Origin of the sequence: Streptomyces yunnanensis (assembly GCF_029011865.1) — a bacterium.
Lineage (GTDB): Bacteria > Actinomycetota > Actinomycetes > Streptomycetales > Streptomycetaceae > Streptomyces > Streptomyces yunnanensis.
The window spans coordinates 3,070,171-3,084,275 of the sequence record NZ_CP095749.1 but is presented as its reverse complement, the minus strand read 5'-3'; the positions used below and the strand labels follow the sequence as shown (position 1 = coordinate 3,084,275).

The 14,105-nt window shown below is 71.2% G+C and carries 12 protein-coding genes; 9 read left to right on the top strand and 3 right to left on the bottom strand.

What is annotated here, in order from left to right; all coding sequences use genetic code 11:
* The first annotated feature begins 127 nt into the window (after nucleotides 1–127).
* Together MOV08_RS13280 and MOV08_RS13275 are read left to right on the top strand one after the other, a co-directional pair.
* Nucleotides 128–1,309: a polyamine ABC transporter substrate-binding protein gene (locus tag MOV08_RS13280; RefSeq protein WP_039632341.1), complete on the top strand. Its 1,182-nt coding sequence runs from the start codon at nucleotides 128–130 to the stop codon at nucleotides 1,307–1,309.
* Nucleotides 1,310–1,387: 78 nt separating this feature from the next.
* On the top strand, nucleotides 1,388–1,996 hold the full coding sequence (locus tag MOV08_RS13275) for an HXXEE domain-containing protein (RefSeq protein WP_275307596.1): 609 nt from the start codon (nucleotides 1,388–1,390) through the stop codon (nucleotides 1,994–1,996).
* 239 nt (nucleotides 1,997–2,235) lie between these two features.
* On the opposite strand, the gene MOV08_RS13270 is transcribed toward MOV08_RS13275, so the two are convergent.
* Complete coding sequence (locus tag MOV08_RS13270; protein WP_420834291.1) at nucleotides 2,236–3,300, bottom strand: adenosine deaminase; 1,065 nt, start codon at nucleotides 3,298–3,300, stop codon at nucleotides 2,236–2,238.
* Nucleotides 3,301–3,421: 121 nt separating this feature from the next.
* Nucleotides 3,422–4,042, bottom strand: a complete 621-nt coding sequence (locus MOV08_RS13265) for an NADAR family protein (RefSeq protein WP_275307594.1) — start codon at nucleotides 4,040–4,042, stop codon at nucleotides 3,422–3,424.
* A gap of 201 nt (nucleotides 4,043–4,243) precedes the next feature.
* On the opposite strand from MOV08_RS13265, the gene MOV08_RS13260 reads away from it, so the two are divergent.
* From MOV08_RS13260 to MOV08_RS13250, 3 genes are all read left to right on the top strand, one after another.
* Complete coding sequence (locus MOV08_RS13260) at nucleotides 4,244–5,761, top strand: gamma-aminobutyraldehyde dehydrogenase (RefSeq protein WP_039632335.1); 1,518 nt, start codon at nucleotides 4,244–4,246, stop codon at nucleotides 5,759–5,761.
* 111 nt (nucleotides 5,762–5,872) lie between these two features.
* Entirely contained in the window at nucleotides 5,873–7,147 is a 1,275-nt protein-coding gene (locus MOV08_RS13255) for an ABC transporter substrate-binding protein (RefSeq protein WP_275307593.1), read from the top strand.
* A gap of 79 nt (nucleotides 7,148–7,226) precedes the next feature.
* On the top strand, nucleotides 7,227–8,408 hold the full coding sequence (locus tag MOV08_RS13250; protein WP_275307592.1) for an ABC transporter ATP-binding protein: 1,182 nt from the start codon (nucleotides 7,227–7,229) through the stop codon (nucleotides 8,406–8,408).
* Between the two features lie 17 nt (nucleotides 8,409–8,425).
* Here the strand turns inward: MOV08_RS13250 and MOV08_RS13245 are convergent, their stop codons facing one another.
* Nucleotides 8,426–9,646, bottom strand: a complete 1,221-nt coding sequence (locus MOV08_RS13245; RefSeq protein ID WP_052286520.1) for an IS110 family RNA-guided transposase — start codon at nucleotides 9,644–9,646, stop codon at nucleotides 8,426–8,428.
* A gap of 239 nt (nucleotides 9,647–9,885) precedes the next feature.
* Here MOV08_RS13245 and MOV08_RS13240 point away from each other — a divergent pair, with 239 nt between their 5' ends.
* The 4 genes from MOV08_RS13240 (at nucleotide 9,886) to MOV08_RS13225 (ending at nucleotide 14,049) form a co-directional block, all read left to right on the top strand.
* The gene (locus tag MOV08_RS13240) at nucleotides 9,886–10,824 is read left to right on the top strand and encodes an ABC transporter permease (RefSeq protein WP_275307591.1); all 939 of its coding nucleotides are present in this window, start codon (nucleotides 9,886–9,888) and stop codon (nucleotides 10,822–10,824) included.
* Nucleotides 10,824–11,702, top strand: a complete 879-nt coding sequence (locus MOV08_RS13235; protein ID WP_039632326.1) for an ABC transporter permease — start codon at nucleotides 10,824–10,826, stop codon at nucleotides 11,700–11,702. Before MOV08_RS13240 ends, MOV08_RS13235 begins: the two co-directional genes overlap by 1 nt.
* Nucleotides 11,703–11,716: 14 nt before the next feature.
* Nucleotides 11,717–13,144 (top strand): NAD(P)/FAD-dependent oxidoreductase, encoded by a 1,428-nt coding sequence (locus tag MOV08_RS13230; RefSeq protein WP_275307590.1) that lies wholly within the window; start codon nucleotides 11,717–11,719, stop codon nucleotides 13,142–13,144.
* Between the two features lie 182 nt (nucleotides 13,145–13,326).
* Nucleotides 13,327–14,049, top strand: coding sequence for a DUF4232 domain-containing protein (locus tag MOV08_RS13225; RefSeq protein ID WP_275307589.1), 723 nt, complete (start codon nucleotides 13,327–13,329; stop codon nucleotides 14,047–14,049).
* Nucleotides 14,050–14,105 lie beyond the last annotated feature (56 nt).

Below are 14,105 nucleotides of genomic sequence, written 5' to 3'. Positions count from 1 at the left end.
GGCACCCACCGGGGGATCCCCACCGTCGAGCGGCACGGAACGCTCGACACACCGTCGCGGGCGGAGGCCCGGCAATGGACGCTCTGTCTCTTGCCGCCTCCGCCCGCGGCACGTGAGAGTGCTCGCCATGGCTGATCTTTCGCGGCGTTCGCTGCTTCGGGGCATGGGCGGAATCGGTGTGACCGGGGCGCTGGCCGCCATGACGGGATGCGGGGTGCCGCCGGCGTACGTCGAGGCCGCCGACCGCGAGGCCCCGGACCGCTCCGCCCGCGAGCGCAAGCTGGTCTTCGCCAACTGGCCGCTCTACATCGACGTCGACGACCGCGACCCGCAGCGCCGCCCCACGCTGGACGGGTTCCAGAAGCGCACCGGGATCTCCGTGACGTACACCGAGGAGATCAACGACAACGACGAGTTCTTCGGGAAGATCAGCCCCGCGCTGATGAACCACCAGGCCACCGGGCGCGACCTGGTCGTCATCAGCGACTGGATGTGCGCCCGGTACGTCCGGCTGGGCTGGGTCGAGACGATGGACCGCGGGGCCCAGCCGAACGTCGCCCGGTACCTCGATCCACTGCTGCGCGATCCGCACTTCGACCCCGGCCGCACGCACTCGGTGCCCTGGCAGTCGGGGATCACCGGCATCGCCTACAACCGCAAGAAGCTGGGCCGGGAGATCAAGCACACCTCCGACCTGTGGAAGGACGACCTGCGCGGCCGGGTCACCCTGCTGTCCGGGATGGACGAGGCGTTCGCCATGCTGCTCCAGGGCAACGGCGTGGACATCACCCGCTGGACCGCCGCCGACTTCCACCGGATGATCGACCAGGTGCGCGCCCTGGTCCACAAGGGCCACATCCGCCGGTTCACCGGCAACGACTACATCAAGGACCTGGACTCCGGCGATGTGCTCGCCGCGCAGGCGTACTCCGGCGATGTGATCCAGCTGAGGGCGGACAACCCGGACATCGAGTTCGTGGTCCCCGAGGAGGGCGCGGAGCTGTGGGCGGAGAGCATGATGATCCCCAACCTCGCGGCCCACAAGCGGAACGCCGAGCGGCTGATCGACTACTACTACCAGCCGGAGGTCGCCGCCGAACTGGCCGCGTGGGTCAACTACGTCTGCCCGGTGCCGGCCGCGCGTGAGGTGCTCGCCTCGTCCAAGGACAAGGAACAGGCCCAACTCGCCGCGGATCCGCTGATCTTCCCCGACGGGGCGATGCGCAAGCGGCTGGCCATCGCGCGGGACGTCACGGCCAAGGAGCGGCCCGAGTTCGCCAAGGCGTGGAACGGGATCGTGGGGCTGTAGCCGCTGGTGGGGGTCGTGGTCGGGGTGGGGGTGGGGCGGTGGTCGAGGTGATCAACTGGCCTGCCAGACTTGGCGGTTATGTCGATCTCTGCGATGCAGTCGAAGCTCCCGGAGCCGTCCGGGCTGTCCGGGCCGTGTGGGGCGTCCGAGTCGTGCGCGTCGTCCGGGGGCCGGATCTCGCCGGTCGTGACCCTGGGGCTGTTCGCCGCCTGGGCGTTGCACGACGCCGAGGAGGTGGCCTTCGGGCCGCGCTGGGTGCGGGAGAACGTACCGGCGCTGCGCAAGCGGTTCCCGCAGGTGCCCGAGCAGGTCTGGCGGGCCGTGGAGGGCGTCACCGAGCGGGAGTTCGCCGTGGCGGTGACGGTGATGGCGGGCATCGTGGCCGCGGCGTCGGCCAGCGGGTACCGCACCGGCGGCCGGTCCGCGTTCTTCCAGGCCACGCTGGACGGCTTCGGGCTGCACGGCCTGATGCACCTCGCGCAGGCCGCCGTGGTCCGCGGCTACACGCCCGGGGTCGCCACCTCGCCGGTGCTCGTCATCCCGTTCACGCTCTGGGCCCGCGGTCGGCTGCGGCGGGCCGGTCGGCTGCGGCCGACGACCCCGGGCAGCGTGGCACGGGGGATCGCCGCCGCGGCGGCCGCCACCGTCGTCTCGCACACCGTGGCGCGGCAACTGGTCAAGGAGTGAGGACGACCGGGGGTTCGGTCCGGCCCTCGGCGGGGCGGGTGCGCGGCTGAGTCCCCGTCGCCGCCGAACCTAGGCCGACCGCCGACCGCCGACCGCCGACCGGCACCCGCCAGCGGGCACTCGCCAACCGGCAAGTGGGAAGCGGGAGTTCCGATGCCGAGGCGGTACGTGCCGCGGGCGGCCGCCGCCCAGTCGCCACGGGCGTCGCCCAGCCGCTCCGGCTGCCGCCCGGAGGCCGGTCAGGCGTGCCGGCCCGCCGCGTAGGCGTCGATCTCGGCCGCCAGCCGCGCCTTGGCCGGGTCGTCCATGAACGACGCGGTGACCGCGTTCTTGGCGAGGGCGGCGACCCCCGCGGCGTCCAGGCCCAGCAGACGGGCGGCGACGGCGTATTCGGTGTTGAGGTCGGTGCCGAACATCGGGGGGTCGTCGCTGTTGATGGTGACCAGGACGCCGGCGTCCACCATCTCCTTGATCGGGTGCTCCTCCAGGGTGCGCACCGCGCGGGTGGCGATGTTGGAGGTCGGGCAGACCTCCAACGGGATGCGGTGCTCGGCGAGATGGGCCAGCAGCTTCGGGTCCTGGGTGGCGCTGGTGCCGTGGCCGATCCGCTCGGCGCGCAGGGAGGTCAGGGCGTCCCAGATGGTGCCGGGGCCGGTGGTCTCGCCGGCGTGCGGGACGGAGCGCAGCCCGGCGGCGATGGCCCGGTCGAAGTACGGCTTGAACTGGGGCCGCGGGACGCCGATCTCGGGGCCGCCCAGCCCGAACGAGACCAGGCCCTCGGGCTGCAGCTCGCAGGCGATCCGGGCGGTCTCCTCGGCGGCCTCCAGGCCCGCCTCGCCGGGGATGTCGAAGCACCAGCGCAGCACCACGCCCAACTCGGACTCGGCCGCCTTCCGGGCGTCCTCGATGGCCTCGACGAAGGCCGCGTCCGGGATGCCGCGGCGGACCGAGCTGAAGGGCGTGATGGTCAGCTCGGCGTAGCGGATCTGCTGGCGGGCCATGTCGCGGGCGACCTCGTACGTCAGCAGGCGGACGTCCTCGGCGTCGCGGATCAGGTCCACGACGGAGAGGTAGACCTCGATGAAGTGGGCGAAGTCGCGGAAGGTGAAGTAGTCGGCGAGCGCCTCGGGGTCGCTGGGCACCGTGGAGTCGGGGTGCCGGGCGGCCAGCGCGGAGACGATCCGCGGCGAGGCCGAGCCGACGTGGTGGACGTGCAGCTCCGCCTTGGGCAGGCCCGCGATGAAGGTGTCGAGGTCGGACAACGGTTCCTCCTGGGTGAGGGTGCGCGGGGGTGGGGTGCGCAGAGCGGACGATGCGGTGTGGTCATCGTAGGGCGGGGGCCCGGGCGGTCGTGGGGCCGGTGGGGGAGCCCCGTGCGGGGCGCTCGGCCGGCCGCGGCGACCGGTGCCGGCCCGCCGCCGTGCCTCACCCCTGGCCGGCCCGGCCGGCGTCCCCCTCCGACAGTCGCTGGCGGGCCTCCATCAGGGCGAAGCCCAGGAGGTTCAGTCCGCGCCAGCGCGCCGGATCCGCGGCGCGGTCGTCGTCGGCGGCGAGGCCGATGCCCCATATCCGGTCCACGGGGCTGGCCTCCACCAGGACGCGGGAACCGGTGCCCAGCAGGAACTCCCGCAGCTCCGGATCCTGGCCGAATTTGTGAAGGCTGCCCTCGACGATCAGGTCGAAGCGGCGCTGCCGCCAGACCTCCTCGTCGAAGCCGCGGACCGTGCGCCCGGCGTCCTTGGCCTGCTTGGGGTGGGTGGCGGCGAGGGCCCGGCGCTCGGCGTCCGCGTCGTCGAACAGCCGGGCCTTGCCGGCCATCATCCAGTGCTCGGCGGTGGCGTAGCGGACGCCGTCGACGGTGAAGGGGGAGGGCCACCACTGGCTGAAACAGCTCGCTCCGATGCCGCCGCCGCGGGGCGGGCGATGCCCCCAGAAGTGGACATACTTGACCCGCTGGCCGGTGGCGGTCAGTGCGATCAGCTCCGTCACCGAGCGCGGTCCGTCGGCGGTGCGAGCGGCGGTGGTCCCCGTGTCGTCGTGCATCATGCCGGGATTCTGTCAGCGGGCACTGACAACGTGTCGGGGGGCCGGGCCACTGAATTCGCAGAATTCGTTGCGTAACCAAAAGGCAACAACGGAATCACTTGTTGGTCGCCTTCTGCTCTGTCAGGATCGGCCATCGATTCCGGTAATAGCTACGCCTGGTAGTGCCCTGAGCGGCCCCGGCGCCCGGCGGAGGAGAGCACCATGGACCAGCGATCCGAAGTGACCGAACGATTCGCCGAGGGCGCGCAATTCATCGCCGGGAGTCTTCGGAGCGGCACCTCCGGCCGCACCCAGGACGTCGTCGACCCGGCCACCGGCGAGACCGTCCTGCGGTACGAACTCGCAGGTACCGGCGATGTGGACGCCGCGGTGGCGGCTGCCGCGCGGGCCTTCCCGGCCTGGGCCGGGGCGACGCCCGGCGAGCGTTCCGACACCCTGCACCGCTTCGCCGCTGCGCTCGCCGAGGACGCCGCGGACCTCGCCGCCGCCGAATCCCTGAACTGCGGAAAGCCCATCAAGCTCAGCGAAGAGTTCGACGTTCCCGGCACGATCGACAACGCCGCGTTCTTCGCCGGTGCCGCCCGCCATCTGGAGGGCAAGGCGGCCGCGGAATACAGCGGCGACCACACCTCGATGATCCGCCGGGAGCCGGTCGGCGTGGTCGGCTCCATCGCGCCCTGGAACTATCCGCTCCAGATGGCCGCCTGGAAGGTGCTGCCGGCCATCGCCGCGGGCAACACCATCGTCCTCAAGCCCGCCGAGATCACCCCGCTGACCTCGCTGCTGTTCGCGCAGGCCGCGCAGCGCGCCGGGCTCCCCGACGGCGTCCTCAACATCGTCTCCGGCGCCGGCCGGGACGCCGGTGAGCACCTGGTGGGCCACCCCGACGTCGCCATGACCTCCTTCACCGGCTCCACCGCCGTGGGCAAGCGGGTCGCCGAGATCGCCACCGGCACCGTCAAGCGGCTCCACCTGGAGCTCGGCGGCAAGGCCCCGTTCGTGGTCTTCGACGACGCCGACCTGGAGGCCGCGGTCCACGGGGCGGTCGCCGGCGCCCTGATCAATACGGGCCAGGACTGCACCGCGGCCACCCGCGCCTACGTCCAGCGCCCGCTCTACGACGCGTTCGTCAGCGGCGTGGCGGACCTGATGGCGACCGTGCGGCTGGGCGACCCGTTCGACCCGTCCACCGACCTCGGGCCGCTGATCTCGCACACCCAGCGGGACCGGGTGGCCGGGTTCGTCGAGCGGGCCCGCGGCTACGCCACCGTGGTCACCGGCGGCGAGGCGCCCCAGGGGGAGCTGGCCAAGGGCGCCTACTACCGGCCGACGCTGATCGCCGGCGCCGCCCAGGACAGCGAGATCGTCCAGTCCGAGATCTTCGGCCCGGTGCTGGTCGTGCTGCCCTTCGACAGCGACGACGAGGGCCTCGCGCTGGCCAACGACACCCCCTACGGGCTGGCCGCGTCCGCCTGGAGCCGGGACGTCTACCGCACCGGCCGGGCCACCCGCGAGCTCAACGCCGGCTGCGTGTGGATCAACGACCACATCCCGATCATCAGCGAGATGCCGCACGGCGGTGCCAAGGCGTCCGGCTTCGGCAAGGACATGTCGGCGTACTCCTTCGAGGAATACACGCAGGTCAAGCACGTGATGTATGACATCACCGGGGTCGCCAGGAAGGACTGGCACCGGACGATCTTCGGGGACCGCGGCTGACCCCGCCCTGGGGGCGCCCCTCCCACGGGCGTCCCACCCGCCCGCGGCCGGGGCCGCGCACCACCGCCACCACCGGCCGCACGCCGGGCACACCCCTGAAAGGCCACGCGCATGGAGCACCACGAGCAGCCCGCCCCCGCGGCACCATCGGCCCCGCACGCCCCCTTCTCGACGGCCGAGCTCACCGCCCTGCGCCGCAGCCTGACCACCGGCCGGCTCGCCATGACCCGCCGCTCGCTGCTCCGGGCCGGCGGGGCCCTGGCGGCCGTGGTCGGCGGCTCCGCGGCCCTGTCGGCCTGCGGCATCGCCCCCGCCGGCCGCACCGACGCGGCACTGACCGTGGACCACTCCACGGCGGAGAAGCGGCTGAACTTCTCCAACTGGACCGAGTACATGGACGTCAGCGACGACGGCAGGCGCCACCCCACGCTGGACGCCTTCCAGCGGCGCACCGGCATCGCCGTGACGTACACCGAGGACATCAACGACAACGACGAGTTCTTCGGCAAGATCCAGGCGCAGCTCGCCAACGGCCAGGACACCGGGCGCGACCTGATCGTCCTCACCGACTGGATGTGCGCCCGGATGATCTCGCTCGGCTGGATCCAGCCACTCGAAGCGGACCGCCTGCCGCACGCCCGGGCCAACCTCGCGGCGCAGTTCCGCAACCCCACCTGGGACCCGGGCCGCAAGCACTCCTACGTCTGGCAGAGCATCCCCGCGATCATCGCCTACAACGCCAGGGCCACCGGCGGCCGGAGCGTCGACTCGATCAGCCAGCTGCTGGAGGACCCGCAGCTCAAGGGGCGGGTCGGCTTCCTCTCGGAGATGCGCGACACCGTCGGGCTGACCCTGCTCGACATGGGCAAACGGCCCGAGGACGTCACCGCCGACGACTACGACGCCGCGCTCGCCCGCCTCCAGAAGGGCGTCGACACCCAGCAGATCCGCCGCTTCACCGGCAACGACTACACCAACGACCTGGACAAGGGCGACCTCGCCGCGTGCGTCGCCTGGTCCGGGGACGTCGTCCAACTGCAGAGCGACAACCCCGACATCCGCTACGCCGTCCCCAAGGCCGGCTACATGACCTCCACCGACAACCTGATGGTGCCCAGCAAAGCCCGCCACAAGGGGAACGCCGAACGGCTCATCGACTACTTCTACGAGCCGAAGGTGGCGGCCCGGCTCGCCGCGTACATCAACTACGCCTGCCCCGTCGACGGGGTGCGCGCGGAACTCGCAAAGATCGACCGGGAGTTGGCGGAGAACCCGCTGATCCTGCCGGACGAGGAGATGACCGCCCGGTCCCACTCCTTCCGCGCCCTGAACCCTGCGGAGAACAGGGTGTTCAACCAGAAGTTCTCCGACCTCACCGGTGCCTGAGCCGGTCCCGACGGCGCCCGGCCGCACACCGGGCTGGCCCGAGCCGTTCTGCCCCCTTACGACCCACGGGACGACCCATATGACCACCACCTCGACCCCCCAGAGCAGCGGCGGCGACGTCCGCCTGCACCGGATCAGCAAAACCTACGGCTCCTTCACCGCCGTCCACCCGCTCGACCTCACCATCCCCGCCGGGTCCTTCTTCGCGCTGCTGGGCGCCTCCGGCTGCGGCAAGACCACCACCCTGCGCATGATCGCCGGCCTGGAGGAGCCCACCACCGGGACGGTCGAACTCGCCGGTCAGGACGTCACCGCCCTGCCGCCCTACAAGCGCCAGGTCAACACCGTCTTCCAGAACTACGCGCTCTTCCCGCACCTGGACATCTACGAGAACGTCGCCTTCGGACTGCGCCGCCGCGGCATCAAGTCCGTCAAGAAGCAGGTCGAGGAGATGCTCGACCTGGTCCAGCTCGGCCCGATGGCGCGCCGCAAGCCGCAGCAGCTCTCCGGCGGCCAGCAGCAGCGGGTCGCGGTCGCCCGCGCGCTGATCAACCACCCCGAGGTGCTGCTGCTGGACGAACCGCTGGGCGCCCTCGACCTCAAGCTGCGCCGCCAGATGCAGCTGGAGCTCAAGCGCATCCAGACCGAGGTCGGCATCACCTTCGTGCACGTCACCCACGACCAGGAGGAGGCCATGACGATGGCCGACACCGTGGCCGTGATGAACGGCGGCCGGGTCGAACAGCTCGGCGCCCCCGCCGAGTTGTACGAGAACCCCGCCACCACCTTCGTCGCCAACTTCCTGGGCACCTCCAACCTCATCGAGGCCGAGGTCACCGAGGCCGGCGGCACGGAACTCGTCCTGACGGCCGGCGGCGCCACGCTCCGGCTGCCCACCCGGCGATGTAGCACCCCGGCCCGCAAGGGCGAGAAGGTGCTGGTCGGCTTCCGCCCGGAGAAGGTCGTCCTGGCGCACGCCGACGACGCCGCGGCGATACCCGAGGGCCACAACCGGATGGCCGGCCGCGTGAAGATCGCCAGCTTCATCGGCGTCTCCACCCAGTACGTCGTCGACGTCCCCGGCGTCGGCGAACTCTCCGTCTACGAGCAGAACATCGGGCGGGACGGCCGCCTGGTCCCCGGCGCCGACATCGTCCTGCACTGGGAGCCGGAGCACACCTTCGGCCTCGACGCCGACCAGTCCCTGCTCGCCGGGACCGTGGGCGACGCCGGCGCGGACCTCGACGAGGAGGCCGCATGAGTTTCCTGAGTCAACCTCTATGCCGCGACGGGTGTGTCGGCACTCGTGTTGATCTTCCCGTTGGCTTGGTGAGTGGCGGGGTCGTAGCAGGCTCCGTCGCGCCAGCAGGCCCAGATCACGCGGAGCCAGGCGCGGGCCAGGATGCGGATGGCGTGGGGGTGTCGCTTCTTGCGGGTCCTGGCGTCGGTGTAGATCTTCGCAGCCCAGTCGCTGCCGTGTCTGCTGTTGTCGGCGAACGTCGTGACGGCCAGGCGTGCGCGGCGGTTGGTCGCGTAGCGGAAGGCGACGGTGCGGGACTTGCCGGAGGCTTTCGTGACCGGGACGACTCCGGCTTCGGCGATGAACTGCTCGCAGGTCTGGGAGCGTTCGAGGATCGGGCCGAGTTCGCCGATGATCTGGGCGAGGTTGATTTTGCCGATCCGCGGCATGGTCGCGAACAGCGGTGCGTAGGGGTGGGCCTTGACGGCCTCGGTGATGGCCTTGTCCAGCGCGCGGAGGGTGGCACGGGTGCCCTGGACGAGCTGGACCTGGATGCGGATGAGCTGTTCGACGGCGGCCGGGCTGAGCCGGGACGCAGCCGAGGGTGCCGAACGCAGACGCTCGATGAGGAAGCTGCCGGGCTTGTTGCCGGAGTAGCCATGGCGTTTGCACCAGGCTTGAAGCCGTCCGGCGGTGAGCTTGGAGGCGGCGGCCGGGGTGGGGTAACGCTCCAGGAAGGCCAGGGCGATGTCGCTGTCGAGTTCGTAGAAGACGGCCTTTCCGCCGGGCCAGTGGGCGTCCAGCGACGCGGCGAGCTGGTTGACGGCGGCGACCTTGGCCTCGATGTGGTCGGCGCGCTGGCGGGTGAGCGCCTGCAGGTCCAGCGTGGCCTGGTCGGTGGGCTCCAGGCGGGGCAGGAAGTGCCCGTCGGTGCGCAGGTAGTCGGCGAGTTTCATGCTGTCGCCCGCGTCCGTCTTGGCCTTGGCGGCACCCCAGCGCGGCCGCATCGCGTGGAAGGCGTTCGGGTGCACCGGCACCACCGGGTGACCGGCGGCCAGCAGCCGGTCGACGACCAGGCCGCGGGTGGTCTCGATGGCCACCGGAAGATCCGCCGGAGCCCCGTATCGGGCCAGGCGGGCCAGCGTCTTGGTGATGCCTTCCTCGGTGTGTGCCAGTTCCCACCGGTCCACGCGGGCGCCGAGGTGGTCCATGACGGTCACGTCGTGGGTCTCGGTCGCCCAGTCCCATCCGATGAACACGAAAGAAGTACTCCAGTGTCGTGCGCGGAGCACCTGCTCGGTGATGAGGACGTCTGCCGGGAGCTCATTAATCGGCCCTCTGCGGGGCGTGTCCCTGAAGCCGATCAGACGGCCTCGGGCCCGGCAGGGCCGGCGGAACTCATGCTGGCCGTCCAACGGCTCGCACCACTGGCCGTACCCCGCCGGGACCGAGAGGTCACAACCCTACCCATGAGGGCTGCAGAAGGGATGGTCCTCTAATGAGCACCACCGAAGCCCCCGCGCCACCGGAGGCGCCCGCCGAGGACGCGGCGCTACCGATCCGCAAGACCCCCACCCGCAAGCGCCTGGTCCCCTACTGGCTGCTGCTCCCCGGCATCCTCTGGCTGGTCGTCTTCTTCGCCGCCCCGCTCGTCTACCAGGCGTCGACCTCCCTCCAGACCGGGTCCCTCGAAGAGGGCTTCAAGGTCACCTGGCACTTCGCCACCTACTGGGACGCGCTGGCCGAATACTGGCCGCAGTTCGTCCGCTCGGTCGGCTACGCGGCGATCGCCACCGTGCTCTGCCTGCTGCTCGGCTACCCCCTGGCGTATCTGATCGCCTTCAAGGCCGGCCGCTGGCGCAACCTCGTGATGATCCTCGTCATCGCCCCGTTCTTCACCAGCTTCCTGATCCGCACCCTGGCCTGGAAGACGATCCTGGCCGACGGCGGCCCGGTGGTCGGCGCGCTCAACGCGCTGCACCTCCTGGACGTCACCAGTGCCCTGGGCATCACCGAAGGGCACCGGGTGCTGGCCACCCCGCTGGCGGTGGTCTGCGGTCTGACCTACAACTTCCTGCCGTTCATGGTGCTGCCCCTGTACACCTCGCTGGAGCGCATCGACCCGCGGTTGCACGAGGCCGCCGGCGACCTCTACGCCCGCCCGGCCACCACCTTCCGCCGGGTCACCTTCCCGCTGTCCATGCCCGGCGTCGTCGCCGGCACCCTGCTGACCTTCATCCCGGCCGCCGGCGACTACATCAACGCCGAGTTGCTGGGCTCCACCGACCAGAAGATGATCGGCAACGTCATCCAGTCGCAGTTCCTGCGGGTCCTGGACTACCCGACCGCCGCCGCGCTCTCCTTCATCCTCATGGCGGCCATCCTCGCCATGGTCACGATCTACATCCGCAAGTCCGGGACGGAGGATCTGGTCTGATGGCGGCAACCGACACCCCCGCGAAGGACCCGGCCGCAACCACGGCCACCGCCCCGGCGCCCCGGCGCACCTCCGGCAAGGGCCTGCGCTGGCTGCGCCGCAACCTCGTCACCCTGGCGGGACTGGCCACGCTGGCCTATCTGGTCCTGCCCAACGTCGTGGTGATGGTCTTCTCCTTCAACAAGCCCAACGGGCGCTTCAACTACCAGTGGACGCGGTTCTCCACCGACGCCTGGACCGATCCGTGCGGCGTCGCCGACATGTGCGGCTCGCTCGGGCTGAGCCTGGAGATAGCCGTCTGGGCCACCGTCGGCGCGACCGCCCTCGGCACCATGATCGCGTTCGCGCTGGCCCGCTACCGCTTCCGGGCCCGCGCGGCCGTCAACACCCTGATCTTCCTGCCGATGGCGATGCCCGAGGTCGTCATGGCCGCCTCCCTGGCCACCCTCTTCCTCAACATGGGCATCCAGTTCGGCTTCTGGACGATCCTGATCGCGCACATCATGTTCTGCCTGAGCTTCGTCGTCACCGCCGTCAAGGCCCGCGTGATGAGCATGGACCCGCGGCTCGAACAGGCCGCCCAGGACCTCTACGCCACACCGGTGCAGACCTTCCTGCGGGTGACGCTGCCGATCGCCGCGCCCGGCATCGCCGCCGGCGCCCTGCTCTCCTTCGCGCTCTCCTTCGACGACTTCATCATCACGAACTTCAACGCCGGCTCCACCGTGACCTTCCCCATGTTCGTCTGGGGATCGGCACAGCGGGGCACACCCGTTCAAATCAATGTCATCGGTACGGCGATGTTCCTGGTCGCCGTGCTCTGCGTGTTCGCCGGCCAGATGGCCGGAAACCGACGTAAGCGCAGTAAACGCAGCTAGAGGAGCTGAGAACCATGGCACGAGCTGCCATGAAGACCTCGGGGGTCTCCCCCGTCCATGCGCTGGCCGACGCCGCCCTCACGCCGTTCTGGCTGGAGGACCCGGCCCGGCCGGACACCGAGCCCGCCCTCGTCGGCGACGAGCACTGCGACCTGCTGGTCGTCGGCGGCGGGTACTCAGGACTGTGGACCGCGCTGCTCGCCAAGGAGCGCGACCCGCAGCGTGACGTCGTCCTCATCGAGGGCCAGGAGGTCGGCTGGGCCGCCTCCGGCCGCAACGGCGGCTTCTGCGCCGCCTCCCTCACCCACGGGCTGGGCAACGGACTGGCCCGTTGGCCCGGCGAACTGACCAAGCTGGAGGAGTTGGGCGCCCGCAACCTCGACGCCATCGAGGACGCGGTCGCCCGCCACGGCATCGACTGCGACTTCGAGCGCACCGGCGAGATCGACGTCGCCACCGCCCCGCACCAGGTCGCCGAACTCCACGAGATGGCCCAGGAAGCCGAGCAACTGGGCCTGACCGGCTACGAGTTCCTCGACCGCGACGCGGTCCGCGCCGAGGTCGCCTCGCCCACCTTCCTGGCCGGCCTGTGGGACCGCACCGGCGTCGCCATGGTGCACCCGGCCAAGCTCGCCTGGGGCCTGAAGCGGGCCTGCCGCTCCCTGGGCGTGCGGATCTACGAGCACACCCCCGGTACCCGACTGTCCTCGCGCGGCGCGGGCGTCGCGGTCCGCACCCCCTACGGCCGGGTCTTCGCCCGGCACGCGGCGCTGGCCACCAACGCCTTCCCGTCGCTGGTCAAGCGGCTCCGCCCGTTCGTCGCGCCGGTCTACGACTACGCCCTGATGACCGAGCCGCTCACCGAGCAGCAGCTCGCCGCCATCGGCTGGAAGAACCGGCCCGGCCTGAGCGACAGCGCCAACCACTTCCACTACTTCCGCATCACCGCCGACCACCGCATCCTGTGGGGCGGCTACGACATCATCTACCACTACGGCGGCGGCGTCCGGGCCGAGTACGACCACCACCCGGACACCTACCGCAAGCTGGCCGAGCACTTCTTCACCTGCTTCCCCCAGCTGGAGGGCATCCGCTTCACGCACACCTGGGGCGGCGCGATCGACACCTGCTCCCGCTTCTCGGCCTTCTTCGGCACCGCCCACGGCGGCCGGACCGCGTACGCGCTCGGCTACACCGGGCTCGGCGTCGGCGCCACCCGCTTCGGCGCGGAGGTGATGCTGGACCTGCTGTCGGGGGAGCGCACCGAGCGGACCGAGCTGGAGATGGTGCGGAGCAAGCCGCTGCCGTTCCCGCCCGAGCCGGTGCGTTCGCTGGGCATCGGCATCACCCAGTGGTCCATGACCCGCGCCGACGAGAACGGCGGCCGGCGCAACCTGTGGCTCAAGGCGATGGACAAGGTCGGCCTGGGCTTCGACAGCTGATCCGCCGAGCCTGACGACGCCCGTCCGGGGCGGGCGGCCCGCGCGGTCGCCCGCCCTCGCCCGGATCGGATCGGTCCGGGCACGGACGGTGTTAGCCAACCGTTAGTGGATCAACAGTCGCCCCGGGCAGATTGGTGGTGCGGCGGAAGACCGCCCACCCGACCACGAGGGGGACACCCACCATGTCGCACCGCAGCACGCTCCGCCGGGGCCGCACCGCCGTCGTCGCCGGCCTGATCGCCACCGCCGCGCTCGGCCTCACCGCCTGCAACGGCACCGGCGGCTCCGACGCCGCCCCGGCCTCGTCCGTCTCCGCCGCGGACCCCGGCTCCCAGGGCGGCAGCACCGGCTCCCAGGGCTCCGGCGGCACCACCGGCGGGTCGGGCGGTGCGGCCACCGCCTCCGCGCACAGCAGCGGCGGCACGGGCGGCAGCGGCGGGCACGGCGGCCGCAAGGGCCAGTCCGGCGACCGGCTCGGCCACTGCACCACCGACGGGCTGCAGGCCGGCTGGGGCTCGGAGGGCGGCGGCGTGCCGGACATGAAGAGCGACCAGCAGCAGACCGCCGCGGTGTGGCTGAAGAACATCAGCGGCACCCCGTGCAGCATCTCCGGCTTCCCGGGCGTCCAGATCAAGGGCACCGACGGCACCACCTGGGATCTCCAACGCTCGGCCAAGAAGCCGGAGTCGAAGGTGCTGAAGCCGAACGCGCACACCACGTTCACCCTCACCCTGCTGCCCAGCACCCGCGCCGACGACAAGAAGGTCGAGCCCGGCCAGGTGCTGATCACCCCGCCGAACGAGAAGAAGCACTTCCAGCTCCAGTGGCCCTTCGGCGGCGCCATCCTGGACCAGTCCGGCGCCACCCACCCGGGCACCTTCGTCAACCCCGTCAACGTGCCGTAGCCGACGCGCGGCGATCGTCCGCGCGGTGAGTCGAGGCGCGGTGAGGCGAGGTGGCG

What these genes read in the sequence shown, in the direction of transcription:
- MOV08_RS13280 (WP_039632341.1), top strand. Translation starts at nt 128, where the DNA reads ATGGCTGATCTTTCGCGGCGTTCGCTGCTTCGGGGCATGGGCGGAATC.
- MOV08_RS13275 (WP_275307596.1), top strand. Translation starts at nt 1,388, where the DNA reads ATGTCGATCTCTGCGATGCAGTCGAAGCTCCCGGAGCCGTCCGGGCTG.
- MOV08_RS13265 (WP_275307594.1), bottom strand. Translation starts at nt 4,042, where the DNA reads ATGATGCACGACGACACGGGGACCACCGCCGCTCGCACCGCCGACGGA.
- MOV08_RS13260 (WP_039632335.1), top strand. Translation starts at nt 4,244, where the DNA reads ATGGACCAGCGATCCGAAGTGACCGAACGATTCGCCGAGGGCGCGCAA.
- MOV08_RS13255 (WP_275307593.1), top strand. Translation starts at nt 5,873, where the DNA reads ATGGAGCACCACGAGCAGCCCGCCCCCGCGGCACCATCGGCCCCGCAC.
- MOV08_RS13250 (WP_275307592.1), top strand. Translation starts at nt 7,227, where the DNA reads ATGACCACCACCTCGACCCCCCAGAGCAGCGGCGGCGACGTCCGCCTG.
- MOV08_RS13240 (WP_275307591.1), top strand. Translation starts at nt 9,886, where the DNA reads ATGAGCACCACCGAAGCCCCCGCGCCACCGGAGGCGCCCGCCGAGGAC.
- MOV08_RS13235 (WP_039632326.1), top strand. Translation starts at nt 10,824, where the DNA reads ATGGCGGCAACCGACACCCCCGCGAAGGACCCGGCCGCAACCACGGCC.
- MOV08_RS13230 (WP_275307590.1), top strand. Translation starts at nt 11,717, where the DNA reads ATGGCACGAGCTGCCATGAAGACCTCGGGGGTCTCCCCCGTCCATGCG.
- MOV08_RS13225 (WP_275307589.1), top strand. Translation starts at nt 13,327, where the DNA reads ATGTCGCACCGCAGCACGCTCCGCCGGGGCCGCACCGCCGTCGTCGCC.